This is a genomic window from Lachnoanaerobaculum sp. Marseille-Q4761, from assembly GCF_017565785.1.
In the GTDB taxonomy this organism is placed as follows: domain Bacteria; phylum Bacillota; class Clostridia; order Lachnospirales; family Lachnospiraceae; genus Lachnoanaerobaculum.
The window spans coordinates 324,374-349,813 of sequence record NZ_JAGEKB010000003.1 but is presented as its reverse complement, the minus strand read 5'-3'; the positions used below and the strand labels follow the sequence as shown (position 1 = coordinate 349,813).

The window sequence follows — 25,440 nt, the reverse complement described above, 5'->3', positions numbered from 1 at the left end:
TATAGTTTTTGTACTTGTTTTCTGAATAATATAATTATTATTTTAATAGTTTAAATTGTTTAAGCATTTCGACTAGATACCTATTAAAGAAGGTTTTATCATCAAAGTTTAATTTTGATAAATCTATATATTTTTGCTTGGATTTATAATCTTTTCTAAAATTTTCACCAATGAGAACCTCACCATAGCAAGGGATAAACTCTGATATTTGCTTAATATAGGCGGTTTGTTTGGTTGCTTTTTTCTTCACGGCTTTATCCACAAACTCACCTATACTTTTATGTATGGCATAATCCTCAATTGTCAGATAATAGTAATCCTTATAGTTGTCAAAAAAGTATTTTAATTCATCCTTTAATATGGGTATGCTTATATTCAGCTTATTATCTGAAATATCTATATTTACCTCCGAATCTATCTGTAAATCATAATTTATATATTCACTTGATTTATAGACTAAATATAGCTTTTGTTCATCCCTGCGGCTTTTGTATAAAATAAAATCCGAATTAAAAAAATCTATAAAGGAGAGCATTTCCACCACTTTTAACATACCTAGAAGATCCTCTTCATTATGTAAAAGCAAATCGGCCAAAATACTTTTGTCTTTACTTTCTATATAATCATAATAAAATCTTATTAATGTTCCTCCATCATATAAATCTTTGCGGTATAAGCCCAAAAACTCTTCCAGAGATTTTTGATTCATATGAGAGAGGGAAAGCGGTTTTTTTAAATATCTTATCTGTTTATAAATATCAATGCTTTTATAATTTTCCAAAGGATTAAAAAGATAGTACTGCTTTGCACATTCTTTTATATAGGGCAGGTCAAAACCGTCTCCGTTAAAATGTATCAAAGTATCAAAACCGGCTGCATATTCATAAAACGCCTGCAAAATAACGGTTTCTTCCGATAGACTTTCCGAAAACCATTGTTTAAATATCATCTTATCTCCATCTATACTTATACATCCTATCAGATAAAGATTTGAGTTTTTAGGACTGAGTCCTGTGGTTTCAATATCAAAAAAAAGCTGCTTTTTTATATCACCTATTTTGGATAAATTATATTTTATATTATTTGGAAAAATCTTTGTTATTTCTTTCATAGATGTATTATAATATCACAACATGTTTTAATCAAGAAATTACGAAAGTGTGTTCGATTTTATTTGATTTGTAATTGCGGTATATGATATGATTATATTTGAAAAGATTTAAAAAATTGGGAAGAGATATGATTGCATATATAAAAGGAATTGTAACTGAAAAAAATACCGACAGCATTATAGTGGAATGCAGCGGTTTGGGATACGAGGTCTTTACCTGTGGCAGAGATATACAGAGTGTATCAAAAACAGATGAGATTTTAATTTATACTTATTTAAGGATATCGGATGATGCCCATACATTATACGGATTTTTAAATAAAGACGATCTGCTTATGTTTAAAAAACTTTTAGGTATAAGCGGTGTGGGACCTAAGGCGGCTTTAAGCATTATGTCCACTCTTGGAAGTTTTGATTTAAAAATGGCTATAGTTTCAGATGATTATAAGGCTATCAGTGCGGCGCAGGGAATAGGTCAAAAGATTGCCAAAAGAATAATTCTTGATCTGAAGGAGAAAGTGGATCTTGGCAGTATTGTGGTGTCTGATATTGACAATACGGTTAATAATACAGTGCAAACAGAGACTGCACAGGCTTTAATATCTTTGGGATACTCAAGCAGTGAGGCATATAAGGTACTTAAGAGTATGGATATTAAAGATTCCGATAAGGTGGAGGATGTATTAAAAATCGCACTTAAAAAGATGGCGATATTCTAAGGGTAGAGTATATTAAAATGGAAAAAAGGATAATATCAACCGAGATAACTAAAGAGGACAAACAAATTGAAAAAAGCCTTAGACCGCAGTTTTTACATGAGTATATCGGTCAGGAAAAGATAAGAAATAATCTTAAAATTTATATAGATGCAGCAAAACTCAGAAGAGAAAGTCTTGACCATGTGCTGTTTTACGGACCTCCGGGACTTGGTAAAACCACACTTTGTAATATTATAGCAAATGAAATGGGTACAAATCTAAAGATTACATCAGGACCTGCCATTGAAAAACCAGGAGATATGGCGGCGATTTTGAATAATCTTAATGAGGGTGATGTGCTTTTTGTAGATGAAATACATAGATTAAACAGGCAGGTGGAGGAGGTATTATATCCTGCTATGGAAGATTTTGCCATAGATATTGTAATCGGAAAGGATGCCGGAGCAAGGAGTATAAGACTTGATTTACCGAAGTTTACTTTAGTGGGAGCTACCACAAGAGCGGGGCTTCTTACAGCACCGCTAAGAGATAGATTCGGAGTGGTACAAAAACTTGAGTTTTATAATACTGATGAGCTTAAGGAGATTGTAAAAAGGTCATCCATAGTTTTAGGTGTTGAAATAGATGATAGCGGAGCTGTTGAAATTGCAAGAAGGAGTCGTGGAACTCCAAGACTTGCAAACAGACTTTTAAAGCGTGTAAGAGATTTTGCACAGGTAAAATATAATGGGATAATAGATAAAAAGGTCGCAGATTATGCACTGGATACTTTGGATGTGGATAAGCTAGGACTTGACAATAATGACAGGATTATACTTTTAACCATTATAGAAAAATTTGGAGGAGGTCCTGTGGGGCTTAATACTTTAAGCGCTGCAATAGGAGAGGATGCAGGCACATTGGAAGATGTATATGAGCCATATCTTTTGATGAACGGGCTTATAAACAGAACACCGGGTGGAAGGGTTGCGACAGAAAATGCATATATTCATCTGGGTATTGAAATGAAAGGTTAGAAATGAAAAATATAGAGCTTTTGGCACCTGCCGGTTCTTATGAGAGTCTGGTGGCAGCTGTCAATGCCGGAGCGGATGCAATATATATAGGCGGCAAAAAGTTTTCTGCCAGAGCATATGCTCAAAATCCGGATGAGGATATACTTATAAAGGGAATAGAGTATGCTCATACCTTTGGAGTAAATGTATATATGACAATAAATACCTTGTTAAAGGAAAATGAAATAGGGGAGCTTTTTGACTATATAAAAACCTATTATAATGCAGGTGTGGATGCGGTTATTGTGCAGGATCTCGGAGTTTTTGAGTTTATAAGAAGACATTTCCCCAAACTGGCGATACATGCCAGCACACAGATGACTATAACAGGAAGCTACGGCGCAATTTTTTTGAAAAATCAGGGGGCAAGCAGAATAGTACCTGCAAGAGAGATATCCCTTGAGGAAATACGAGATATAGATAAAAAAAGTGATATAGAGATTGAATGTTTTGTACATGGGGCACTTTGTTATTCATATTCGGGGCAATGCCTTATGAGTTCAATGATTGGAGGCAGAAGCGGAAACCGAGGCAGATGTGCACAGACTTGTAGATTGCCATATGATTTATATGATGATGAAAAAAAGCTAAATAAATCCGATGAAAGAAATCTTTTAAGCTGTAAGGATCTTTGCAGTCTGGATATACTGCCGGATTTGATAGAAGCGGGTATTGATTCTTTAAAGATAGAGGGAAGAATGAAAGCTCCAAGATATACAGCGGGAGTTGTAAGTATATGGAGAAAGTATCTGGATCTTTATCAAAAAAAGAAAAGAGCAGGATACAAAGTGGAAAATGCCGACAGAAAGCTTTTACTTGACCTTTTTGACAGGGGTGGTCAGACTGAGGGATATTATAAAAAACATAATGGTAAAGATATGATAGCAATCCATGAAAAGCCTGAAAACAGACAGGTGAATACACAATACTTTGAATATCTTGATAAGACCTTTGTGGAAACTCAAAGAAAGTTGGATATTTTCGGAAGTATAAAAATAAGGGAAAATGAGCCTATTACCTTTGATATCAGTGTAAAAAAATTGGGAGAGCTTTATTTAAGAGATAAGAGCGGTGAAGAGGAATTAAAAATAAATATGATTTTTGACGCACCTCAGAGGGCAATAAATAAAGCAATCAGCCTTGAAGATGTGGATAAACAGCTGAAAAAGACCGGAAATACATTATTTAATTTTAAAAATCTGGATATTTTATTGGATGATAATTTATTTATACCTGTAAAAGTATTAAATGAGATAAGAAGAGAGTCATTGGAAAAATTAGGCTTAGAAATATTACAAAGGTATAGAAGAGATGATGAAGATATAAAGCAATATGAAGGCTTTATACATCCTGTTATAAATATGGCAGGAAAAAACGATAATGTATTTAAGCTCAATATACTTTGTGAAAGTATGGAGCAGATAGATGCGGTAATTGAACTTTCAAGGGAAGAAAATACGGTATTTGATGAAATCAGTATAGAGAGTGAACTTCTTGGTGAAAAAGAATTTGCATCAAAGATTAAAAGTATAAAATCCTGTGCAAGGGCTTGCAATCTGTATATGCCGCATATTTTTAGGAATGAGGCGAAGTCATTTTTTTTAAAATATTTGGAGGACATAAAGCAATATAAGTTTGATAATTTTTTGGTCAGAAGTCTGGAAGAGATTTTTTATATAAATGAAAAAATAAATCCTGATGCAAATATTATACTTGACTATAATATCTATGCATATAATAAAAACACCATAGATTTTTATAATAAAGAATTTAATATAAACAGGCTTACATATCCCTTGGAGCTTAATTTAAATGAAATAAAGCAACTTAAAAATCCGGGAAATGAGATTATTGCCTATGGTAAAATACCTATGATGGTATCTGCACAATGTTTAAAAAAGACTACAAAGGGCTGTGACCATAAAAAAGAAATACTTATATTAAAGGATAGAAAAAACAGCGATATGCAGGTAAAAACGCATTGTGATTTTTGTTATAATACCATATTAAACTCAAAGCCACTTTCAATTATAGGTATGGAAAAGGAAATCAAAAAGATTTCGCCGGGCATATTAAGGCTTTGGTTTACCACAGAGAACGCCCGTGAAACAAAGTTTATTATAAAAAAATATATAGATAATTTCTGCAAAAATCTGGATGTGGACAATATTTCGGATTTTACCAGAGGACATTTAAAAAGAGGCATAGAGTGATATCTTCTTTACTATGAAGCGGCATTGGTTTATACTTCTTTTAGTTATCACTAAAGTGGAGGTGTTGAATGATAGAAGCAACCAGCTGCGGTGGTGTAGTTATATATCATGGCAAGATATTGACCTTGTTTAAGAATTATAAAAATAAATATGAAGGTTGGGTTTTGCCTAAAGGAACTGTGGAAATAGGCGAGACATTTGAACAGACTGCACTAAGAGAGGTTTATGAAGAGACCGGAGCAAAGGCTAGGATAGTACAATTTATAGGAACCAGCCATTATACCTTTAATACAAGTAATGATATTATTGATAAGAAGGTGCATTGGTTCCTTATGAAGACAAACAGTTATTTTTCAAGACCGCAAAGAGAGGAGTACTTTGTGGATTCGGGTTATTATAAATACCATGAGTCCTTTCATCTGCTTAAGTTTTCAAATGAGAGGATGATGCTTGAAAGAGGCTATAATATTTATATGGAATTAAAAAGAATAGGGAGATGGGATGATAGATTTTGATAAATGTTATGTGATGAATTTTGAAAATGCCATGAGAGGAGCGAGAAATCCCATGAATTCATGGGAAAGAGCGGACAGCTATTATGATGATAAAGGTCAATATATTCTGGGAGAGAATGATCTTTCACTTGCAAAGAGACTTAGAAATGCAGGGACAAGCGATCATAGAAAATTTTTAAGACAGATAATGCTCTCAGTGGATATAACCGCTCCGCTTTACTGGTGGAAGGAATATGATACTTATAAGGTTGCTACGGTTGCCAACTCCACTTCCACAATGCATAAGATTCATTCAAAACCTTTTGAAATAAATGATTTCTCACATGATCATCTAAGTGAGAACGGACTTAATATATTAAAGAATATTGTAAATGAATTGGAAAAAATAAGACTTGAATATATAGAGAAAAAAGATAAAGCATTGTGGTATGCTCTGATACAGCTTTTACCTTCAAGCTATAATCAGATGAGAACCTGTACACTGAACTATGAAACTCTTGTAAATATATATAAATCAAGAAAAAATCATAAGCTTGATGAGTGGAGAAGCTTTTGCGAGTGGATAAAGACATTGCCGTATGCAAAGGAAATTATTATAGCTGAGGAATAGGATGAATTTAATCGTTGCGGTGGATAAAAAATGGGGTATAGGAAACAAGGGGAAACTTTTGGTTTCAATCCCCAGAGATAAAAAGCTTTTTAGAGAGGAGACTATCGGAAAGGTGATAATAATGGGACATAATACATTATTAGCACTTCCGGGGGCTCAAGTTTTGCCGGAAAGAACAAATATTGTTTTATCAAGGGATGAAAACTTTAAAGTAAAAGGTGCCATAGTTTTGAACAGTGTGGATTCATGTATTAAATATCTAAGAGAAAATAATATAGAGGATAAAGATGTTTTTGTGATAGGGGGAGAAAGTATATATAAGGATTTCTTGCCCTATTGTGATGTTGCACATGTTACATATATTGATTATGAGTACGAAGCTGACAGATATTTTGTGAATTTGGATATTGATAAGGATTGGAAGCTTGTTTTGGAAACGGAAGAAGAGACTTATTTTGATATTCCATACACATTTAGGTTGTATAAAAGAATTTAGCATTGTGAGGTAGAAAAATGGAGAAGACATTTGATTTGTTGACCTTAGGACAGGCGTTGCTAAGACTTTCACCTGTCAGGGATGACAGACTTACCAGAGGAGATACACTCATCAGACAGGTAGGAGGGGCGGAGCTGAATGTAGCGGTCGGAGCTTCACTGCTTGGACTTAAAACAGGTGTTATTACAAAGCTTCCGGCACATGAAATGGGCGCATATATAAAAAATACTGTCAGATCCTATGGCATAAGTGATGATTTTATAATCTATGATCCGGATAAGGATGCAAGAGTCGGTATTTATTTTTATGAAAACGGAGCATATCCAAGAAAGCCCAATGTAATATATGATAGAAAAAATACCTGTTTTGAGACGATAAGCAGTAAGGAGTTTCCTGAGAGTATGTATAAATCAACCACCTGTTTTCATACCACGGGCATTACATTGGCACTCTGTGAAAACTCAAGAGAAACAGCTGTTGAAATGATAAAAAAGTTTAAGGAAAACGGCTCCATTATATCATTTGATGTAAATTTCAGAGCAAATCTATGGTCGGGAGAAAAAGCAAGAGAGGTGATAGAGAGAATATTGCCATATGTGGATATATTCTTTTGCTCCGAGGATACGGCAAGACTTACATTTGGAAAAGAAGGGAATGTAAGGGAGATGATGAAATCCTTTACCGATGAATATCCGATATCAATAGTCGCATCTACTCAAAGGGTGGTACATTCACCAAAGGTACATGATTTCGGCTCGGTGATATACAATGCATATCAGGATAAATATTATACCGAAGAACCTTATAAGGCTATTGATGTGGTGGACAGAATAGGAAGCGGTGATGCATATATTGCCGGAACACTTTACGGACTTTTACATTACAGACTTGACTGCGAAAAAGCTCTTACCTATGGAAATGCATATTCGGCGGTAAAAAACACAATACCGGGAGATGTTCCGTCATCAAATCTGCATGATATAGATGCTATTATAGCAGACCATAATATGACTGAGGGTTATAAGTCTGAAATGAACAGGTAGCAAAACATAACATTTAGTGTTAAAATAGCTAAAAAAATAACGAACTGTTCTTATATATTGCTTTTATTTAGGTTGGTTTTTTTGTTTTTTTATGTTAATATTAAGGATGAGATTTTATCTAATTTTGGAGGGATAAGCAATATGTTTCCTATTGTAAAGAAAAGAAAGCTGGCTGAAAACATCTATTTATTTGATGTTTTGGCTAAAAGGGTGGCAGCGAAATGTCTTCCCGGAGAATTTGTTATAGTAAAACAGGATAAGCAGGGAGAAAGAATTCCTTTAACTATCTGTGATTATGACCGTGAAGCGGGTACAGTTACTATAGTTATTCAGGTTATTGGCGGCTCAACCAAGCTGATTACAGAGGGATTAAATGAAGGAGATGAATTTATGGACTTTGTCGGACCGCTTGGAAATGCAAGTGATCTCATTTCAGAGGACATAGAGGAATTAAAGAAGAAAAAGCTCCTTTTTGTGGCCGGTGGACTTGGAACAGCTCCGGTTTATCCACAGGTTAAGTGGCTCCATGAAAGAGGTATAAAGGCTGATGTGGTTCAAGGTGCAAAGAGCAAAGACTTTGTAATTCTTGAAGATGAACTTAAATCGGTATCAGATAATTTATATGTATGTACAGATGACGGTTCTTACGGCTTTAAGGGACTCGTAACGGACAAGGTAAAAGATCTCGTTGAAAACGAAGGAAAGAAGTATGATCACTGCGTAGTTATAGGTCCGATGATTATGATGAAATTTGTGGCACTCCTCACAAAAGAACTCGGCATACCTACAATTGCAAGTATGAATACCATTATGGTGGACGGTACAGGTATGTGCGGTGCCTGCAGACTTTCTGTAGGAAAGGAAATTAAGTTTGCATGTGTTGACGGACCTGAGTTTGATGCACATGAAATTGATTTTAATGAGGCACTTCAAAGATTACAAATCTATAAATCGGAAGAAGGAAGAGAACTTTTAAAGATTGTAGAAGGCGATACACATCATGGCGGATGTGGAGTATGTGGAGGTGACAAATAATGGCACAGGATATGTGGAAAAAAGTTGCTGTTGCTGAGCAGGAGCCTGAAGTAAGAGCTAAGAATTTTGAAGAGGTATGTCTTGGATATACCAAGGAAGAAGCTATGGCAGAGGCTGTCAGATGCTTTAATTGTAAAAATGCAAAATGTATAAAGGGTTGTCCCGTATCTATAAATATTCCTGCATTTATTCAGGAGATATTAAAGGATAATATTGAAGGTGCATCAGATGTTATTGCACAGTCAAGTTCATTGCCTGCTGTATGCGGAAGAGTATGTCCTCAGGAAACACAGTGTGAAGGTGTATGTATCAGAGGCAACAGAGGTGAGGCTGTTTCCATAGGTAAGCTTGAAAGATATGTAGCCGATACGGCAAGAAAGATGGGCATTAAGCCAAAGGCAAATCCGAATAAGAACGGTAAGAGAGTGGCGGTTATAGGCTCAGGTCCTGCAGGACTCAGCTGTGCCGGCGACCTTGCAAAGCTTGGATATGAAGTTACAATATTTGAGGCATTACATGAGCCGGGTGGAGTTTTGATTTATGGAATTCCTGAGTTCAGATTGCCAAAGGATGAAGTTGTTTTACCTGAGATACAAAATGTTATTGACCTCGGTGTAAAGATTGAAACCGATGTTATTATCGGAAAAACTGTTACTATAGATGAACTTTTGAATGAGGAAGGATTTGATGCGGTATTTATCGGTTCAGGTGCAGGACTTCCTATGTTTATGGGTATCCCCGGAGAGAATGCAAACGGAGTGTTCTCGGCAAATGAGTATCTGACAAGAAACAACCTTATGAAGGCTTTCAGGGATGACTATCACACACCTATTATAAAGAGTAAGAAGGTATGCGTTGTAGGTGGCGGAAATGTTGCTATGGATGCCGCAAGAACAGCTTTAAGACTTGGTGCGGAAGTTCATGTTATTTACAGAAGAAGTGAAGCCGAGCTGCCTGCGAGAGTTGAGGAAGTTCACCATGCAAAGCAGGAGGGTATCATATTTGATATTCTTACAAATCCTGTAGAAATCCTTGAAGATGAAAAAGGTTGGGTAAAGGGCATGAAGGTTGTAAAGATGGAACTTGGAGAGCCTGATGCCAGCGGAAGAAGAAGACCTGTAGAGGTAAAGGGAAGTGAGTTTATCATTGACTGTGATACTGTTATTATGTCACTTGGTACTTCACCTAATCCTCTTATCGCAAGAACTACAGACGGTCTTGTAATAAATAAGTGGAAATGTATTGAGGCGGATGAAAAGACCGGACAAACTTCAAGAAAGGGAGTATTTGCCGGAGGAGATGCGGTTACAGGAGCTGCTACAGTTATCCTTGCAATGGAGGCGGGAAGAGCCGGAGCAAGGGGAATTGATGAATTTCTTTCAGGAAAATCCGAGTAAACAGTCTAAGAGAAATATATAAATATTTATTATAACCCCTATTATCAATATTTTTTATTGGTAATAGGGGTTTGTTATGTCTTTATGTTATAGGCGATATAAAAAAACAATATACATATTTTACAGGTGTTTATTGACAGAGGTATTTGAAATAAATATAATGAGATGAGTTTTATAAAATTAAAGTTTATGGAGGATTTATGAAAAAAAGAGTATTATTGTCGGCGCTTGCGTTGACTTTCGGATTGGCATTGAGTGCCTGTGGAAATTCAGGTACAGATAAAGGGGCGGATTCAGGCTCAAAGGCGGAGACAGCAGCTGCAGATTCAGGCTCAAAGGCTGAAACAGCTGATGGTGATGTTTTTACAATCGGTACAACAGGACCGCTTACAGGAAGTGCAGCTTCTTACGGTAATTCTGTAAAGAACGGTGCAACTATAGCTATTGATGAGATAAATGCGGCAGGCGGTGTAAAAGTTGGAGATAAGACATATAAGCTTGCACTTAACTTTCAGGATGATGAAGCTAAAGAAGATAAGGCGGTAAATGCTTATAATAACCTTATGGACAGCGGAATCAATGCATTTATGGGTGCCGTAACCAGCGGTTCATCACTTGCACTTACAGATTTAACAGCAAAGGACAATATTTTACAGATTACACCTTCAGGTTCCGCTAAGGCAATTACAGAGAATCCTAATGTATTCAGACTTTGCTTTACAGATCCTCTTCAGGGAAAGATGATTGCCGATTTTGTTGTAGAACAGGGATATGAGAGTGTTGCCGTTCTTTACAATAACTCGGATGAGTACTCAACAGGAGTATATGAGTCATTTAAGGAGGAATTAACCGCTGACGGAAAGGCTGATTTACTTGTAAATGAGCAGTCATTTACAAGTGATGATGTTGACTTTACAACTCAGTTGACACAGATAAAATCTTCAGGTGCAAAGCTTATATTTGTACCGGGATATTATGATGCCGCTGCATATATTGTACAGCAGGCAAAGCAGCAGGGTATTGATGCGGCATTTGTAGGTTCTGACGGTTGGGATGGAGTTTTAGCTCAGGTTACAGATAAAAGTGCTGTTGAAGGTGCTGTATTCTTAAGTCCTTTCTTAGCTACAGATCCTTCAGCCGCTAATTTCACAAAGGCGTATGATACTGCATATAAGGCAACTCCCGACCAGTTCGCAGCTGACGGTTATGATACGGTATATGTAATCAAGGCGGCTATGGAGAAGGCAGGCAGCATCGAGAGTGCCGACCTTATCAAGGCAATGACTGAGATAGAGGTTGACGGTATTACAGGTAAGGTTTCATTTAATGCCGACGGTGAGCCGAACAAAGAACCTAAGTTTGTTACTATAACAAATGGCGAGTACAAGCTTTTTGATTAATCTATGAAATTTTAAAGAGGACGGGATTATTGTCCCATCCTCTTTTTCTGACATAGACCTCGGAAAGCTTCTAGCATGTGGTAGGGGTTTTCCGTAGTTTAGGTAAAGAGGGGTAAAAAGATGTTAATTAACTTTATTGAACAGTTAATAAACGGATTGAGGACAGGAAGCATTTATGCATTGATTGCTATCGGTTACACAATGGTATACGGTATAGCAAAAATGATAAATTTTGCTCATGGAGATATAATAATGGTGGGGGCATATGCTCTTTATTTTAGTATATCAGTATTGGGATTGCCGGTTCCTGCAGCACTTTTAATAACTGTTATTGTATGCTCCGTTTTGGGAGTTTTAATTGAAAAAATCGCATATAAACCGCTTAGAAAGGCTCCGCCTCTTGCAGTTTTGATTACTGCCATAGGTATGAGTTTCTTTTTGCAAAGCAGTTCTTTATTATTTTTCGGATCGACACCGATTCCTTTTCAGTCTGTGATTCCGAATGTAAATATTAAGCTTGGACCTGTTGTAATTTCAAGTATTACTTTGGTTACTCTTGCAGTTACCGCTATAGCAATGATTTTACTTACATTATTTATTAATAAAACAAAGCTGGGTTCAGCTATGAGGGCTGTTTCAGAAGACAAGGGTGCGGCAGAACTTATGGGAATAAATGTAAACAGTACTATTTCCATGACCTTTGCCATCGGTTCCGCACTTGCGGCTGTAGCCGGAATTTTATATATAAGCCAGTATCAGTCAATGAGACCTACTCTCGGTGCATTGCCGGGTATAAAGGCATTCGTTGCGGCGGTTCTTGGAGGTATAGGAAGTATTCCGGGAGCAATGCTTGGAGGTATACTACTTGGTATTATTGAAAGTGTATCAAAGGCATATATTTCAACGGAGCTTGCGGATGCTATCGTGTTTGGAGTTTTGATAGTGGTACTTTTATTCAGACCTTCAGGACTTCTTGGCAAGAGAAAGATTGTAAAGGTATAGGTGTAGTATGAAGGCATTAAATAAAAAAACAATATTTAATATAGCAATAATGTTACTTGCCTATGCAGCGGTTTTTGCATTGATAAACTCAGGAATACTCAGCAGACAGTATAAATCATTGATAGTTCCTATATGTGTAAATATTATGCTGGCGGTATCATTGAATCTGGTAACGGGATTTTTGGGAGAGTTATCACTCGGTCATGCGGGATTTATGTCAATAGGCGCATATATTAGTGCTTTGATATCAATAAATACAGGTTTTTTGCCTCCGGCATTATCATTTTTAACAGCTTTGATTTGTGGAGGTATTATGGCGGCGGTATTCGGATTTTTAATCGGTGTGCCGGTGCTTAGACTTAGAGGAGATTATCTTGCTATTGTAACACTTGCTTTTGGTGAAATAATAAAGTCCGTTATAAATTATTTGGATATTACAGGAGGCTCAAAGGGGCTCAGTAAAATTCCCGTATATTCCGATTATAATAATTTTACGGTTGTTTTCATCATTATGGTGATATGTATTGTGCTTATTTCAAATCTGATAAATTCAAGAGACGGAAGAGCAATAAAGTCTATTCGTGACAATGATATTGCGGCGGAATCCATAGGAATAAAGATAAGTAAGTATAAAGTAAGCGCATTTGTGATAGCGGCGGGCTTTGCCGGACTTGCAGGTGCTTTGTATGCGCATAATGTAGGTATTATAAAGCCGAATATATTTGATTATAATAAATCTATTGAAATACTTGTATTTGTAGTACTTGGAGGTATGGGAAATATTCCGGGCTCCATAATATCCGCTATAATACTTACAGTTTTACCTGAGTTTTTAAGAGGCGCGGATAATCTTAGAATGCTTTTGTATGCAATAGTACTTATTTTAATGATGATATTTAATAACAGTAAATTTAAAGATAGCTTATCAATGAATAAAACCTTCAGAAAGCTTAGAAGGGAGGATTAATGCTGGAGTGTAAAAATCTTGGAATACAATTCGGAGGATTAAAGGCTGTTGATAATTTTAATCTGAATATAGAAAAGGGCATGTTATATGGTCTTATCGGTCCGAACGGTGCAGGAAAGACTACGGTTTTTAACCTCTTAACAGGAGTATATAAGCCAAGCGGAGGTACTATAAGACTTAATGGGAATCTTATAAACGGAAAAACTCCGACACAGATAAATAATCTTGGAATTGCAAGAACTTTCCAGAACATAAGACTGTTTTCAAATATGTCGGTTTTGGACAATGTCAAGGTGGCATTGCATGAGAAAGTAAAATACCCTCTTATAACTTCCATGACTCATATGTTCGGTTTCTCAAAAAAAGAAAAAGAGATGGATGATTTGGCTATGGAAATACTCGAGGTGTTTTCACTGGGCGAAAAAAGAGATATATTATCAGGCAATCTGCCATATGGTGATCAAAGAAAGCTTGAGATTGCAAGAGCGCTTGCAACAAGTCCTTCTTTACTTTTGCTGGATGAGCCGGCAGCCGGCATGAATCCCAATGAGACTGAAGAACTTATGGACACTATCAGAAAAATCAGAGATATGTATGATATGACAATTCTTTTGATCGAGCATGATATGAAACTTGTTGCAGGTATCTGTGAGAAGTTGACAGTGTTAAATTTCGGTACCGAGCTTGCAAGCGGCATACCAAGTGAAGTACTTAATAATCCTGAAGTAATTACAGCATATCTGGGAGAATAGGAGGAACGATGGAAATATTAAATGTAAAAAATCTTGTCGTGAACTATGGTATGATAAAGGCTGTAAAGGGTGCAAGCTTCACGGTAAATAAGGGAGAAATCGTAGCACTTATAGGTGCAAACGGTGCGGGTAAAACTTCTATTTTGCACACTGTCACAGGGCTTCTTGCGGCAAAAGAGGGAAGTATTAAATTTGACGGCAAGGATATAACAAAGACAAAGGCTCATGATATAGTAAAGCTTGGTATGGCACATGTACCGGAAGGCAGAAGAGTTTTCGGAGATTTGACTGTTATTGAAAATCTTAAGCTAGGTGCATATATCAGAAATGATAAGGTAGGAATTGAAGAGAGCCTTGAAAAAATATATAAGAGATTCCCAAGACTTTTTGAAAGAAAATCTCAAGTGGCAGGTACACTCTCAGGTGGTGAGCAGCAGATGCTTGCGATGGGAAGAGCGCTTATGAGTAATCCCAAGGTTATAGTTATGGATGAGCCTTCTATGGGACTTTCTCCACTATATGTAAATGAAATATTTGATATTATAAGAGAGATTCATGATAGTGGAACTACTGTATTATTGGTGGAGCAGAATGCAAAAAAAGCACTCGGTATTGCCGACAGAGCATATGTACTTGAAACCGGAAATATAGTACTTGACGGTGATGCAAAGGCATTGATGAATGATGACAGTGTAAAAAAGGCATATTTGGGCGAATAAAAAGGACACTATGTGTCCTTTTTTAGTCCATGCCCCCAAGCAATCTTTTCATAATATATTGATATATATCCTGGCTGCATGAGCGCCAGTTATTTTTCATTATATTAGCCTGTTCCTCATCGGGAGAGTTTATTTCAATATTTATAAGTGGTGTCTTACCTTCAAGCACCTCGCAATGTACTATAAGATCATTTCCGGGCAGCTTATAGTATTCGGCTGTAGTTGAAACTTCATTTCTCATACGGAATTTGTTTTGTTGTATAAATTCATTGATATCGGTAATAATAGCCGAGGAAATCTGTTTTTCAAAAAATGACAGTGCCTCCTTGCCTTCCTTTGTCATTTCATATCTTGAATTATTATTTATATTTTCCACACTGAGAAGATTTGATTCTAAAAGTTCTGACAGAGCCTGTTGAACTATAAAATATGTGGTATATTCCTTGCTTACAAAAAAGTCGGATATATTTGAATTGGTAAGTGGAAATTTCACTTGCTTTAGCATATAAAGTATCATTAATTTATATAAAGTCATCGGTTCTGAGAGCATCATCGGACCTCCTGTTTAATATACAAGATTTTACAACAAATGCGATATTCTGTAAAGCAAAATGGAGAACGGATTAAAATATAAAGCCCGTAATTTATTTTAGGTAATTTATTTTAGGGCTTTGTCAACCTGTGATTAGATATAGAAATTCATTGCTATTTATGCTAAAATGTAGGATACGGTTTATAGAAGAGGTGTATAGATGAGAGAGCGAATCAATCGTTTGGCAAAGGGTATTATAGAAGAAGAATTACCTGTATTGGTATGTGAACCAAGTAATATAGAAATGCCTATAAAGGTGGATGAATCCGTTCGCTTTGAGATAGAAATAAGAAGTGAAAATGAAGTGCCTTTAAGGGGTGTTGCATATTCTGACAATATTAGAGTAAGGATATTGGAATCAAATTTTGCCGGAATAAAGAACAAAATTGTACTGGAGATAAATTCCGGAAATCTTAATGCGGAAGAAAAAATAGAGGGTAGTATAAATTTGGTCACAAATGCCGGAGAAAGAGAGATACCCTATGTTTTCTATACAAAAAATACTGATAAAATACTGGTTTTGGAATCACTAAAGACTGTGGATGATTTTATGGTCATTGCAAAGGAAGATATAAATATTGCATTGGCTATTTTTATGTACAAAGATTTTACAAAAGCCGGATTTATGAAAGATCTAAGACTTCAAAAAATCTATGAAGCTCTAAGTAACGGAGTCAATTTCAGATCAAATTTAGAAAATTTTTTACAGGCGGCAGGCAATAAAGATGCTGTTAATTTTCAGCTTGAATCGGATGAGATAAATATATCTGCAATTGAAGAAGAAAGAAGCTGTACTGTAAAGATATATAAAGAAAATTGGGGGCTTTTAGATATAGATGTTTATTCAAATGCTCCGTTTATTAAATTAAAAACCGATAAGATAAAAAACGATGATTTCATAGATAATGTATATGAGTTTGAGTTTGGCATTGATCCCGATTTATTGGAAAACAGAAAGAATATTGCAGGAATCAAGTTTAAAAGCGGATTAAATGAAAAGCATCTGGAAATCATAATAAATAAAAATCTTGAAAAGGAATACCAAAGAGAGGCGAGGATTTTTGAAAGAAAGCAGTGGATAAGCTATATAAAGTTAAGAATTGAATATGAACTGAGTAATGACAAGGTTCAAAAAAATGAGATCATATTTAAGATGCTGGCCGTACTTGACAGATTATCGGTGAGTACCTACAGAAGCTTTTTAGTAAAATTATTAAAGGCTGAAATATATTTACTGCAAGGAGATAAGGCTGCGGCAAAATCCATAGTAAACAGTATCGATATAAAGGTAAAAGAAAACAGACATGAATTAAGGGATGAATATCTGTTTATGGAGTATCTTGATACCTATATGTATCCGGATGCTGAAAAGATAAGGGATTTGACAAAGCTTGTAAAAGACCTTTATAAGAAGTATCATTCGGTGATTGAACTTGTTTTAGTATTAAACTTGGATGAGAGTCTTGCCGGGAATCCGGGTGAAAAACAGAAATTTTTAAAGAGAGCATTTGAACTTGGTGACAGATCAAAGATTTTAATGATGGAGTATGCAAGATTACTTTGCAAAAATCCACAGTTGCTTACAGTATGCGGCAGATTTGAGGTCCTGGCATTAAGCTTCGGTATAAGAAATAATCTTATATCGATCAGTTTATCGGGAAAAATCCTGTCTGTAGTGAGAGAAACCAAGAAGATAAACGGTGCAATACTAAATATTTTACTTTCAATATATAATGCATTGCCAAGTAATGAATTACTTTCCGATATATGTGAGATATTTATAAACGGTAAAGTAAAAAAGAGATTTGTAAATGAATGGTATGAAAGATGTATTGAAAAGGGAATAGTGATTGACGGACTATATGAACATTTTATTTATTCCATTCCTGAAAAATATGATCTGCCCATGCCTGAGCCGGTTTTAAAATATTTTGAAAGAATAAATTCAATGGCGGATGATTTCAAAGTAAAAATCTTTGAAAATATAGTAGAATTTTATCCTCATAACAGTGAGATTTATAGAGAGTTTATTAAGAGAATAAAAATATTTACAATTGATAATGCAATGAAATTAAAGATGGATGATCATTTGATAAATATATATTCGGGAATCCTTGAAGAGGATGATATAGATGAGAGACTCGCAAAGATTATTCCGTTTTTGATGAATTCCTATGAGATTTATGTTCCTGATAATGGAGCGGTATCTATTATTGTAGTATATCCGGAGTTAAACGGTGAAAAAAGATATGAACTGGTGGATAAAAAATCCTTTGTGGCACTCTATTCTGAGAATGCAATAATTCTTATAGAGGATGGTGAGGGAAACAGGTATTATTCTAAAAATATGATTGTCGATAAGATATTCCATATGCAAAATCTTGTGGAAAGATCATATGAGATAATAGATAATCATGATATGTACAGACTGGAAATGCTTGGCAAGATTGCTGCAGGAGAAGAGATAGATGACAGGGATGTAAGCTTGATAGAGAGTATATTGGATGAAATAGATATTGATTACAGGTTTAAAAATAAACTTTTATCAAAGCTTATAGAATACTTTTGGAAGGCTTCATTGCATGACGGAGAGGTGAATTTTAAGCTTCTGAGTAAAACAGGTGAGATAAATCCTGATGAGGATGATATTTTTATGTATTGCGATACACTTATGAATACAGGAAATATAAAGGAAGCGATAAATATAATAAAGTCATTCGGCATTGAGCATATTCAAAAAGATGATTTACTCAGACTTGTTTCCAAAGCTATTGATGATGAGGAGTTTAAGCAAAACAAGATACTGGCTGCTATTTCTTTTTATTTATATAAAGAAGGTAAGTTTAGTGATAAAACTTTGGAATTCCTTGCAAGGGTTTACAACGGCAAGACAGTGGATATGTTTGATTGCTTGAAAACATGTGTTGAAAAGAATGTTGAAACCTATGATTTGGAGGAAAGAATCTTAATACAAATGCTTTTTTCAAATCAAACACAGAATCTTGATGAGGCTTTCAGTATTTATACGGAGAGAAAAAGAGTTACGGATATTATTATCAGAGCATATTTTACAATAAAGAGTGATTTATTCTTTATGAATGATGAAACAGTGGAAGATGATGTATTTGAATATCTTGAGGACGGACTCAGTGATGTGGATGATATGAAGGAATTTCCGAATATCTATATGCTGGCATTATCAAAGTATTATTCCAAAAGAGATAAGCTTAATTTTAAGCAGACAAGACTGTGTGAGCTTATTGTAAAAAATCTTTGTGATATGGGAATGGTATTTTCTTATTTTAAAGCATTGGCAAGATTTGTTTCCATAGACAGAGAGATACTCGAATCCACCTTTGTGGAATATAAGGCGCAGACGGATTCTATTATATTAAAGTCAAGGATATTTCCTTTAAATGAGGAGTTTGAAGAGGAAGAGTTTTTAAATGTTTATAAAAATATCTTTGTAAAATATAAAAAAATCTTTGCAGATGAGATTTGGGAATATCAAATCATTGAAAATACGGATGGTGAGCAAAAAATTTCGGTGTCCGACTGTGTTCAGTTTACCAAAGAGGAGAATGCAGGTGAGAGCAGGTTTATTCTTATAAATGATATGGAGGAATTGCCTGAAGGAAAAGATGAGGAAATAAAAGAGAAACTGAGAGCATTTGTATATAAAGATGAGTTGGTGGATAATTTATTTACACTGATATAAAAAATATGAAAGGAATGCAAATTTATTTGCATTTGATATATATCTAAAATGGGAGAAACGATGAATCCAAAGGTACTTGGAATAGATTTATCGGATACAAGTACAGGTCTTATATTTTATCCTGATGAAGAGGCGATAACATTCCCTACCGTAGTAAGTAAAAAAAAAGGTGAGGATGCCTGGGTGGTAGGAGAAGATGCCTATGCCTTTGCACTGGATGGAAAAGGGATAATCACTGATAAATTATTAAAATTGACAAGAAAAGACGGTGTGGCAACCATTGACGGCATAAAATACAAGGGAGTGGATATTTTAAAAATCTACTTTAGAGAGATAATAAATGTCGGTATGGAAAAACTGTATAAGGAAAAACCTGAGGAAGTAGTGGTAGCTATAACGGGTTTGGATGAGGATATAGTAAAAGATATCAGAGGGGCATTTGTAGGTCTTGGATATCAGCCAAACCATATACATGTCATAAGTAAGGAAGAAAGCTTTATTTATTTTGTGCTTTCATTAAAAAAGGATATTTGGAATAATAAAGTGGGTATGTTTGAGTTATCTGATGTCAGTCTTACATATTATGAGATGCTGGTAAACAGAAATTCAAGAAAACTGCTTGTAAGTGCGGAATCGGAAACAATGGATGAGGCATTTAATTTGCAGATACTGAATAATCCTTCAGGTGCCAAACTGGCAGATAAGATTTTGACTTCTGTTGCGGAAAAGGTTATGGATAAAAAGAAGTTTTCATCGATTTTCCTTACAGGTCAGGCTTTCTCTCAGCATGAGTGGGCAGACGGATTTATAGGATTTTTATGCTCCAGAGGCAGGGTGTATCTGGATACAAATATTTTTGCAAAGGGTGCCGCTTTTAAGGGTGTGGACCTTGCAAGTGGTGGTACTATATATAATATAACGGCTACTTGTGAGGGAAGATTAAAATCGGATGTCTTTATAAATGTGGAGAGCAAGGGTAAAAGTTGTAAGGTTTATCTTGGTAAGGTCGGGGACTTTTGGGATGATCCGGGCACAGAGCTTTTATTGATACCGGATGAAAGTGAGATGATAGAGATACATGTGGTGAGTGTGGACGGAAAGCATAAAAAAATCATCCCTGTTTCACTGGATTTTTTACCTAAGAGACCGGTAAAAACCAGAAGAATTTGTTTTAAAACAAATTTTTTGAGCAATAAGACGATGAATTTGGAGATATCGGATGCCGGATTTGGTGATATGTATCCGGCTATGGATGTAAGTAGAAGCATTGAGGTAAGTTTATGGGATTGATTTTATGTGAACCTATTAAGGCAAAAAATCCTTTTCATATAGATGTTTTATCTCTGGATATATACAGTTATGAAGAGCTGTGCTATATAATTTTTGAAAATCCCATTTTAGTTACAGAGGGAATTGTCAGTGATACCCTATTTGATTTTATCAGGAATGATTTAAATTTGGAGAATTTAGCGGATAATTTAAGTAAAAAGAAATCAAACGGAGTGGATGATGAGGATATTTTAGTATATATCATTGATTCATGTGATTTATATAATAATGCCGAATCTATAACTTTTAGAAATACCGTAGGAAAGCTTAAAAAAATGGCGGTTTGGGAAGTGGGAAAGCAGAGAGCCGATTATATGTTTTATATAGGGAAATATGATCCGGCAAAGAAATATTATCTGGAAATACTCGGTATGGAAAAGAAGGCTGACAATAGTTTTATAGGCAGTGTGTATCACAATATTGGGGTGGTATATGCAAATCTTTTTTTGTATGAGGAAGCCTATGAGGCTCTTAAAAAGTCTTATGAACTTACAAATAATGAACATATTTTAACGGAATTGTATTTCCTTAAAAGAATATTTGATCCTTCGGATAAAATGAAAAAAGACGATATGTCGGGAATGCTTAAACCGGAAATGCTTTCGGAGGCGGGCAAAGCCTTTGATATAGCTGTAGACGGTATAAGTGAGAGTGAAAGAGTTAAAAATATAGAGTCCATCTTTATGGTGGAGGATACAGATAAAAAGAAAAAGCTTATAGGTGAATATATCACCGGTTTAAAAACTGATTATAGAAATATGATGTAAGGCAGGTAAGTATGAAGGAATTGGAAAAGACATACAGCCCCGAAAAAATTGAGGGCAGGATATATAAAAAATGGTTGGAGGAGAAATACTTTCAGGCAAAGGTAAATAAGGATAAAAAGCCTTTTACCATTATAATGCCTCCGCCAAATATTACAGGGCAATTGCATATGGGGCATGCTCTTGACAATACTATGCAGGATATACTTATAAGATATAAGAGAATGGCAGGATATGAGGCGCTTTGGCAGCCGGGAACAGACCATGCGGCTATAGCTACAGAGGTAAAGGTTATAGAAAAACTGAAGGCTGAGGGCAAGGATAAGCATGAACTTGGAAGAGAGGGATTTTTAAAAGAGGCATGGGATTGGAAAAATGACTATGGAACAAGAATAATAAATCAGCTTCAAAGACTGGGTTCATCCGCTGACTGGGACAGAGAAAGATTTACCATGGATGAGCATGGGCAAAAGGCTGTAAAAGAGGTCTTTGTAAGATTATATGAGAAGGGATATATCTATAAGGGAAACAGGATAATAAACTGGTGTCCTGTATGTAAGACATCTATTTCGGATGCCGAGGTGGAGCATATAGAGATGGACGGCAATTTCTGGCATATAAAGTATCCTGTTGCGGGAGAAGAAGGAAAGTTTGTTGAAATTGCCACAACAAGACCTGAGACTCTTTTGGGAGATACTGCGGTTGCTGTTAACCCGCTTGATGAAAGATATAAGGACATTATAGGTAAAAAACTTATTTTGCCATTGGTAGGAAGAGAGATACCTGTAGTTGCAGATGAATATGTTGATAAGGAGTTTGGAACAGGCTGTGTAAAGATAACACCTGCACATGATCCTAATGATTTTGAGGTAGGTAAAAGACATAATCTTGGTGAGATCAATATAATGCATGATGATGCAACTATTGATATGCCGGGAAGTAAGTATGACGGACTTGACAGATATGAGGCAAGAAAACTTATAGTTAAGGATCTGGAAGAAGAGGGACTGCTGGTAAAGGTGGTGCCTCACAGCCACAATGTTGGCAGACATGACAGATGTAAGACTGTAGTTGAGCCGCTTATAAAGCCACAGTGGTTTGTTTCAATGAATGAGATGGCAAAGCCTGCCATAAAGGCGATAGAAACAGGTGAGCTTAAGTTTGTACCTGAGAGCTATGCAAAGACATATTTGCACTGGCTTGAGAATATAAGAGACTGGTGTATTTCCAGACAGCTTTGGTGGGGACATCAGATACCTGCCTATACCTGTTCAAAATGCGGTGAGTTGGTTGTAGCAAGACAAAAGCCTGATTGCTGCCCAAAATGCGGATGTAATGAGCTTGTACAGGATGAGGATACGCTTGATACATGGTTCTCCTCGGCGCTTTGGCCTTTCTCCACACTTGGATGGCCTGATAATACCGAGGAAATGGATTATTTTTATCCTACAGATGTTCTTGTGACAGGATATGATATCATATTCTTCTGGGTAGTCAGAATGGTATTCTCAGGATATGAGCAAACCGGAAAAACACCATTCCATACAGTACTTATACATGGACTTGTAAGGGATTCCGAGGGAAGAAAAATGAGTAAATCCCTTGGAAACGGTATTGATCCGCTTGAGGTGATAGATAAATATGGTGCTGATGCTCTAAGAATGATGTTAATGACCGGAAATGCACCGGGAAATGATATGAGATTCTATTATGAGAAAGTGGAAAGCGCCAGAAACTTTGCCAATAAAATATGGAATGCCGCCAGACTTATTATGATGAATATCGGAGAGTCAAAGCCTGAGGCTATAGACAGCTCAAAACTTATGCTTTCAGATAAATGGATACTTTCAAAGTCAAACAGACTTGTAAAGGAAGTTACAACAAATCTTGATAAATATGAGCTTGGTATTGCACTTGCAAAGATATATGATTTTGCATGGGAGGAATTCTGCGACTGGTATATCGAGATGGTAAAGGTAAGACTCTGGAATAAAGAGGATGAGAGCAGAGATACCGCACTTTCCGTACTTACATATGTTTTAAATATTATATTAAAGCTTTTACATCCCTTTATGCCGTTTATTACGGAGGAAATATATTGCACAATAAATGAAGATGCAAAGACTGTTATGATTGAGCCATGGCCTGTAGAAAATCACGAATATGAATTTGAGGATGATGAAAATAAGGCTGAACTTATAAAGGAGGCTGTAAGAGCTGTCAGAAATGTAAGAGCATCTATGAATGTTCCACCTTCACATAAGGCAAAGGGCATTGTGGTAAGTGAGGATGAAAAAATAAGGGATATATTTGAGAGTGCCGGAGATTTCTTTAAGCAATTGGCAGGACTTGATAAGCTGATAATTGATTCGGATGACGGTACTGTTGAAAAGGATTCAGTAAGAGTTGCAATACCTAATGCATCCATCTGTCTGCCTTTAAGAGAGCTTGTAGATATCAAAAAGGAAGTGGAAAGACTGCAAAAAGAAGAAAAAAAACTTATCGGCGAAGTTGCAAGGTCAAAGGGTATGCTCTCAAATGAAAAATTTGTAAGCAAGGCTCCACAGGCAAAGATTGATGAAGAAAAAAAGAAACTGGAAAATTATGAGCAAATGCTTTCACAGGTAAGAGAGCAGCTTGAAAGATTATCCGACTGATATGAATGAAAAGGAATATATAGAGAGTATTCCCATGTGGGCAAAGAAAAAGAATTCTCTTTCGGAAGTCAAAAAAAATATTGACATTTTGGGTGTTAAACTTCCGAAGCTGATACATATTGCAGGCACAAACGGGAAGGGCTCTGTATGTGCATATCTAAGCAATATTCTTATAGAAAATAAAATGAGAGTCGGAACATTTATTTCACCTCATTTGATAGAGCTTAATGAAAGAATATTGCTGGATATGATACCTATAAGTGATGATGAACTTGAGAATATTTCAAAATATGTAAGGGATAGATTAAAAAAATCGGGGAATAAAAATCCGCCTACATATTTTGAATATATTTTTTATATTACAATGGTCTATTTTTCAAATTCAAATCCGGACTATGTGATTTTAGAAACGGGCATGGGCGGAAGACTTGATGTAACAAATGTTTTTGAAAGCGGCTTGAGCATCATTACAAGCATAGGTATGGACCATATGCAATATCTTGGAAACAGTATAAAAGAGATTGCCTTTGAAAAAGCAGGTATTATAAAGAAAAACTCTACTGTGATTTTTGATGATTCAAATAAAGAAGCCAAAGAGATAATAGTAAAAAAGGCAAAAGAGGAAAATGCCTCAATTATAGAGCTTTCAAGTTTTGATTATGAAAGCCTTGATTTTTGCCGTATAAAATATAAGAAAAAAGCTGCTGCACTTGCAATGCTTGCCGCAAGGCAATTACCGGAAAATGTGAAGAATATGGAGGCGGCTGTAAAAAAAACAGTCTGGCACGGCAGAATGGAAGAGATAGAAAAAGATATTATAATTGACGGGGCACATAATGAGCCTGCTGTGTTGGAATTTGTTGATAATGTTTCGGATATTATAAAATCAGGTGATAAAAAAATCAAACTTTTGATATCCGTAGTAAAGGATAAGGATGTTGAAAAGATTTTTGATATTATTACATTAAGGTTGGATGTGGAAAAATATTATATAACCTCCTTAAATTCGTACAGAACAAACAGTACAGATGAACTTTATAATAGCTTAAATATACTTTTAGAAAAAAATAAAAGACAGGCAAGGATAAATTGTTATAATAACAGTAAGGATGCCTTTTATGAGGCTAAAAAAGAAAAAAAAGACAATGAGATTTTATTTTGTGTAGGCTCATTATATTTGATGGGAGAAATATTAGAGGGAATATATGATAGATTTTGAAGAAGAATTAAGTAAATTTAAACCTTCACCGGATATTTCGGCTGTGGAGGATATCATTGCAAAAAGTGATATTTCGGATATGAACGATATTTTGATGGAATTGCTTAAAGAGCAGATAAAGGGCTGA

General features: G+C 35.6%; 22 protein-coding genes. 20 read left to right on the top strand and 2 right to left on the bottom strand.

What is annotated here, in order from left to right; genetic code table 11:
* Positions 1 to 37: 37 nt before the first annotated feature.
* Positions 38 to 1,111, bottom strand: a complete 1,074-nt coding sequence (locus J4O15_RS12790; protein ID WP_208101031.1) for a ribonuclease H-like domain-containing protein — start codon at positions 1,109 to 1,111, stop codon at positions 38 to 40.
* Between the two features lie 98 nt (positions 1,112 to 1,209).
* On the opposite strand from J4O15_RS12790, the gene ruvA reads away from it, so the two are divergent.
* The 14 genes from ruvA (at position 1,210) to J4O15_RS12720 (ending at position 15,034) form a co-directional block, all read left to right on the top strand.
* A complete protein-coding gene (gene ruvA / locus J4O15_RS12785; RefSeq protein WP_243762065.1) occupies positions 1,210 to 1,830 on the top strand; it encodes a Holliday junction branch migration protein RuvA in 621 nt (206 codons plus the stop codon).
* A 17-nt stretch (positions 1,831 to 1,847) separates the two neighbouring features.
* Entirely contained in the window at positions 1,848 to 2,846 is a 999-nt protein-coding gene (ruvB, locus tag J4O15_RS12780; RefSeq protein WP_208101030.1) for a Holliday junction branch migration DNA helicase RuvB, read from the top strand.
* Positions 2,847 to 2,848: 2 nt separating this feature from the next.
* Positions 2,849 to 5,098, top strand: a complete 2,250-nt coding sequence (locus tag J4O15_RS12775) for a U32 family peptidase (RefSeq protein WP_208101029.1) — start codon at positions 2,849 to 2,851, stop codon at positions 5,096 to 5,098.
* Between the two features lie 68 nt (positions 5,099 to 5,166).
* Entirely contained in the window at positions 5,167 to 5,613 is a 447-nt protein-coding gene (locus J4O15_RS12770) for an NUDIX hydrolase (RefSeq protein WP_009218999.1), read from the top strand.
* Complete coding sequence (locus J4O15_RS12765; RefSeq protein WP_208101028.1) at positions 5,600 to 6,223, top strand: hypothetical protein; 624 nt, start codon at positions 5,600 to 5,602, stop codon at positions 6,221 to 6,223. The genes J4O15_RS12770 and J4O15_RS12765 overlap by 14 nt, the downstream gene beginning before the upstream one ends.
* 1 nt (position 6,224) lies before the next feature.
* Positions 6,225 to 6,719, top strand: a complete 495-nt coding sequence (locus J4O15_RS12760; RefSeq protein ID WP_009218997.1) for a dihydrofolate reductase — start codon at positions 6,225 to 6,227, stop codon at positions 6,717 to 6,719.
* A 17-nt stretch (positions 6,720 to 6,736) separates the two neighbouring features.
* Positions 6,737 to 7,762 carry a sugar kinase gene (locus J4O15_RS12755; protein ID WP_208101027.1) on the top strand — a complete coding sequence of 342 codons (1,026 nt, stop codon included), beginning with the start codon at positions 6,737 to 6,739 and terminating at the stop codon, positions 7,760 to 7,762.
* Between the two features lie 141 nt (positions 7,763 to 7,903).
* Positions 7,904 to 8,797 (top strand): sulfide/dihydroorotate dehydrogenase-like FAD/NAD-binding protein, encoded by an 894-nt coding sequence (locus J4O15_RS12750; RefSeq protein ID WP_208101026.1) that lies wholly within the window; start codon positions 7,904 to 7,906, stop codon positions 8,795 to 8,797.
* Positions 8,797 to 10,194, top strand: coding sequence for an NADPH-dependent glutamate synthase (gene gltA, locus J4O15_RS12745; RefSeq protein ID WP_009218994.1), 1,398 nt, complete (start codon positions 8,797 to 8,799; stop codon positions 10,192 to 10,194). The genes J4O15_RS12750 and gltA overlap by 1 nt, the downstream gene beginning before the upstream one ends.
* A gap of 200 nt (positions 10,195 to 10,394) precedes the next feature.
* Positions 10,395 to 11,594: an ABC transporter substrate-binding protein gene (locus J4O15_RS12740; RefSeq protein WP_208101025.1), complete on the top strand. Its 1,200-nt coding sequence runs from the start codon at positions 10,395 to 10,397 to the stop codon at positions 11,592 to 11,594.
* A 120-nt stretch (positions 11,595 to 11,714) separates the two neighbouring features.
* Entirely contained in the window at positions 11,715 to 12,596 is an 882-nt protein-coding gene (locus tag J4O15_RS12735; RefSeq protein ID WP_208101024.1) for a branched-chain amino acid ABC transporter permease, read from the top strand.
* A 7-nt stretch (positions 12,597 to 12,603) separates the two neighbouring features.
* Complete coding sequence (locus tag J4O15_RS12730; RefSeq protein ID WP_009218991.1) at positions 12,604 to 13,563, top strand: branched-chain amino acid ABC transporter permease; 960 nt, start codon at positions 12,604 to 12,606, stop codon at positions 13,561 to 13,563.
* Positions 13,563 to 14,315, top strand: a complete 753-nt coding sequence (locus J4O15_RS12725) for an ABC transporter ATP-binding protein (protein ID WP_009218990.1) — start codon at positions 13,563 to 13,565, stop codon at positions 14,313 to 14,315. The genes J4O15_RS12730 and J4O15_RS12725 overlap by 1 nt, the downstream gene beginning before the upstream one ends.
* 8 nt (positions 14,316 to 14,323) lie before the next feature.
* Complete coding sequence (locus tag J4O15_RS12720; RefSeq protein ID WP_208101023.1) at positions 14,324 to 15,034, top strand: ABC transporter ATP-binding protein; 711 nt, start codon at positions 14,324 to 14,326, stop codon at positions 15,032 to 15,034.
* 22 nt (positions 15,035 to 15,056) lie between these two features.
* Here the strand turns inward: J4O15_RS12720 and J4O15_RS12715 are convergent, their stop codons facing one another.
* Entirely contained in the window at positions 15,057 to 15,584 is a 528-nt protein-coding gene (locus J4O15_RS12715; protein WP_208101305.1) for a DUF4364 family protein, read from the bottom strand.
* A 202-nt stretch (positions 15,585 to 15,786) separates the two neighbouring features.
* Here J4O15_RS12715 and J4O15_RS12710 point away from each other — a divergent pair, with 202 nt between their 5' ends.
* The 6 genes from J4O15_RS12710 to J4O15_RS12685 are packed head-to-tail and all read left to right on the top strand — an operon-like array spanning position 15,787 to position 25,440.
* A complete protein-coding gene (locus tag J4O15_RS12710) occupies positions 15,787 to 19,344 on the top strand; it encodes a DUF5717 family protein (RefSeq protein WP_208101022.1) in 3,558 nt (1,185 codons plus the stop codon).
* A gap of 60 nt (positions 19,345 to 19,404) precedes the next feature.
* Entirely contained in the window at positions 19,405 to 20,634 is a 1,230-nt protein-coding gene (locus tag J4O15_RS12705) for a DUF5716 family protein (RefSeq protein ID WP_208101021.1), read from the top strand.
* Positions 20,625 to 21,440, top strand: a complete 816-nt coding sequence (locus J4O15_RS12700) for a hypothetical protein (protein WP_208101020.1) — start codon at positions 20,625 to 20,627, stop codon at positions 21,438 to 21,440. Before J4O15_RS12705 ends, J4O15_RS12700 begins: the two co-directional genes overlap by 10 nt.
* 11 nt (positions 21,441 to 21,451) lie before the next feature.
* A complete protein-coding gene (locus J4O15_RS12695; protein WP_208101019.1) occupies positions 21,452 to 24,094 on the top strand; it encodes a valine--tRNA ligase in 2,643 nt (880 codons plus the stop codon).
* A 1-nt stretch (position 24,095) separates the two neighbouring features.
* Positions 24,096 to 25,313, top strand: coding sequence for a bifunctional folylpolyglutamate synthase/dihydrofolate synthase (locus tag J4O15_RS12690; RefSeq protein ID WP_208101304.1), 1,218 nt, complete (start codon positions 24,096 to 24,098; stop codon positions 25,311 to 25,313).
* On the top strand, positions 25,300 to 25,440 hold the full coding sequence (locus J4O15_RS12685; protein WP_009218982.1) for a hypothetical protein: 141 nt from the start codon (positions 25,300 to 25,302) through the stop codon (positions 25,438 to 25,440). Before J4O15_RS12690 ends, J4O15_RS12685 begins: the two co-directional genes overlap by 14 nt.

Bases quoted from the DNA above. Each gene is read 5' to 3' on its own strand.
- J4O15_RS12790 (WP_208101031.1), bottom strand. From the start codon at position 1,111: ATGAAAGAAATAACAAAGATTTTTCCAAATAATATAAAATATAATTTA.
- ruvB (WP_208101030.1), top strand. From the start codon at position 1,848: ATGGAAAAAAGGATAATATCAACCGAGATAACTAAAGAGGACAAACAA.
- J4O15_RS12775 (WP_208101029.1), top strand. From the start codon at position 2,849: ATGAAAAATATAGAGCTTTTGGCACCTGCCGGTTCTTATGAGAGTCTG.
- J4O15_RS12770 (WP_009218999.1), top strand. From the start codon at position 5,167: ATGATAGAAGCAACCAGCTGCGGTGGTGTAGTTATATATCATGGCAAG.
- J4O15_RS12765 (WP_208101028.1), top strand. From the start codon at position 5,600: ATGATAGATTTTGATAAATGTTATGTGATGAATTTTGAAAATGCCATG.
- J4O15_RS12760 (WP_009218997.1), top strand. From the start codon at position 6,225: ATGAATTTAATCGTTGCGGTGGATAAAAAATGGGGTATAGGAAACAAG.
- J4O15_RS12755 (WP_208101027.1), top strand. From the start codon at position 6,737: ATGGAGAAGACATTTGATTTGTTGACCTTAGGACAGGCGTTGCTAAGA.
- J4O15_RS12750 (WP_208101026.1), top strand. From the start codon at position 7,904: ATGTTTCCTATTGTAAAGAAAAGAAAGCTGGCTGAAAACATCTATTTA.
- gltA (WP_009218994.1), top strand. From the start codon at position 8,797: ATGGCACAGGATATGTGGAAAAAAGTTGCTGTTGCTGAGCAGGAGCCT.
- J4O15_RS12740 (WP_208101025.1), top strand. From the start codon at position 10,395: ATGAAAAAAAGAGTATTATTGTCGGCGCTTGCGTTGACTTTCGGATTG.
- J4O15_RS12735 (WP_208101024.1), top strand. From the start codon at position 11,715: ATGTTAATTAACTTTATTGAACAGTTAATAAACGGATTGAGGACAGGA.
- J4O15_RS12730 (WP_009218991.1), top strand. From the start codon at position 12,604: ATGAAGGCATTAAATAAAAAAACAATATTTAATATAGCAATAATGTTA.
- J4O15_RS12725 (WP_009218990.1), top strand. From the start codon at position 13,563: ATGCTGGAGTGTAAAAATCTTGGAATACAATTCGGAGGATTAAAGGCT.
- J4O15_RS12720 (WP_208101023.1), top strand. From the start codon at position 14,324: ATGGAAATATTAAATGTAAAAAATCTTGTCGTGAACTATGGTATGATA.
- J4O15_RS12715 (WP_208101305.1), bottom strand. From the start codon at position 15,584: ATGCTCTCAGAACCGATGACTTTATATAAATTAATGATACTTTATATG.
- J4O15_RS12710 (WP_208101022.1), top strand. From the start codon at position 15,787: ATGAGAGAGCGAATCAATCGTTTGGCAAAGGGTATTATAGAAGAAGAA.
- J4O15_RS12705 (WP_208101021.1), top strand. From the start codon at position 19,405: ATGAATCCAAAGGTACTTGGAATAGATTTATCGGATACAAGTACAGGT.
- J4O15_RS12700 (WP_208101020.1), top strand. From the start codon at position 20,625: ATGGGATTGATTTTATGTGAACCTATTAAGGCAAAAAATCCTTTTCAT.
- J4O15_RS12695 (WP_208101019.1), top strand. From the start codon at position 21,452: ATGAAGGAATTGGAAAAGACATACAGCCCCGAAAAAATTGAGGGCAGG.
- J4O15_RS12690 (WP_208101304.1), top strand. From the start codon at position 24,096: ATGAATGAAAAGGAATATATAGAGAGTATTCCCATGTGGGCAAAGAAA.
- J4O15_RS12685 (WP_009218982.1), top strand. From the start codon at position 25,300: ATGATAGATTTTGAAGAAGAATTAAGTAAATTTAAACCTTCACCGGAT.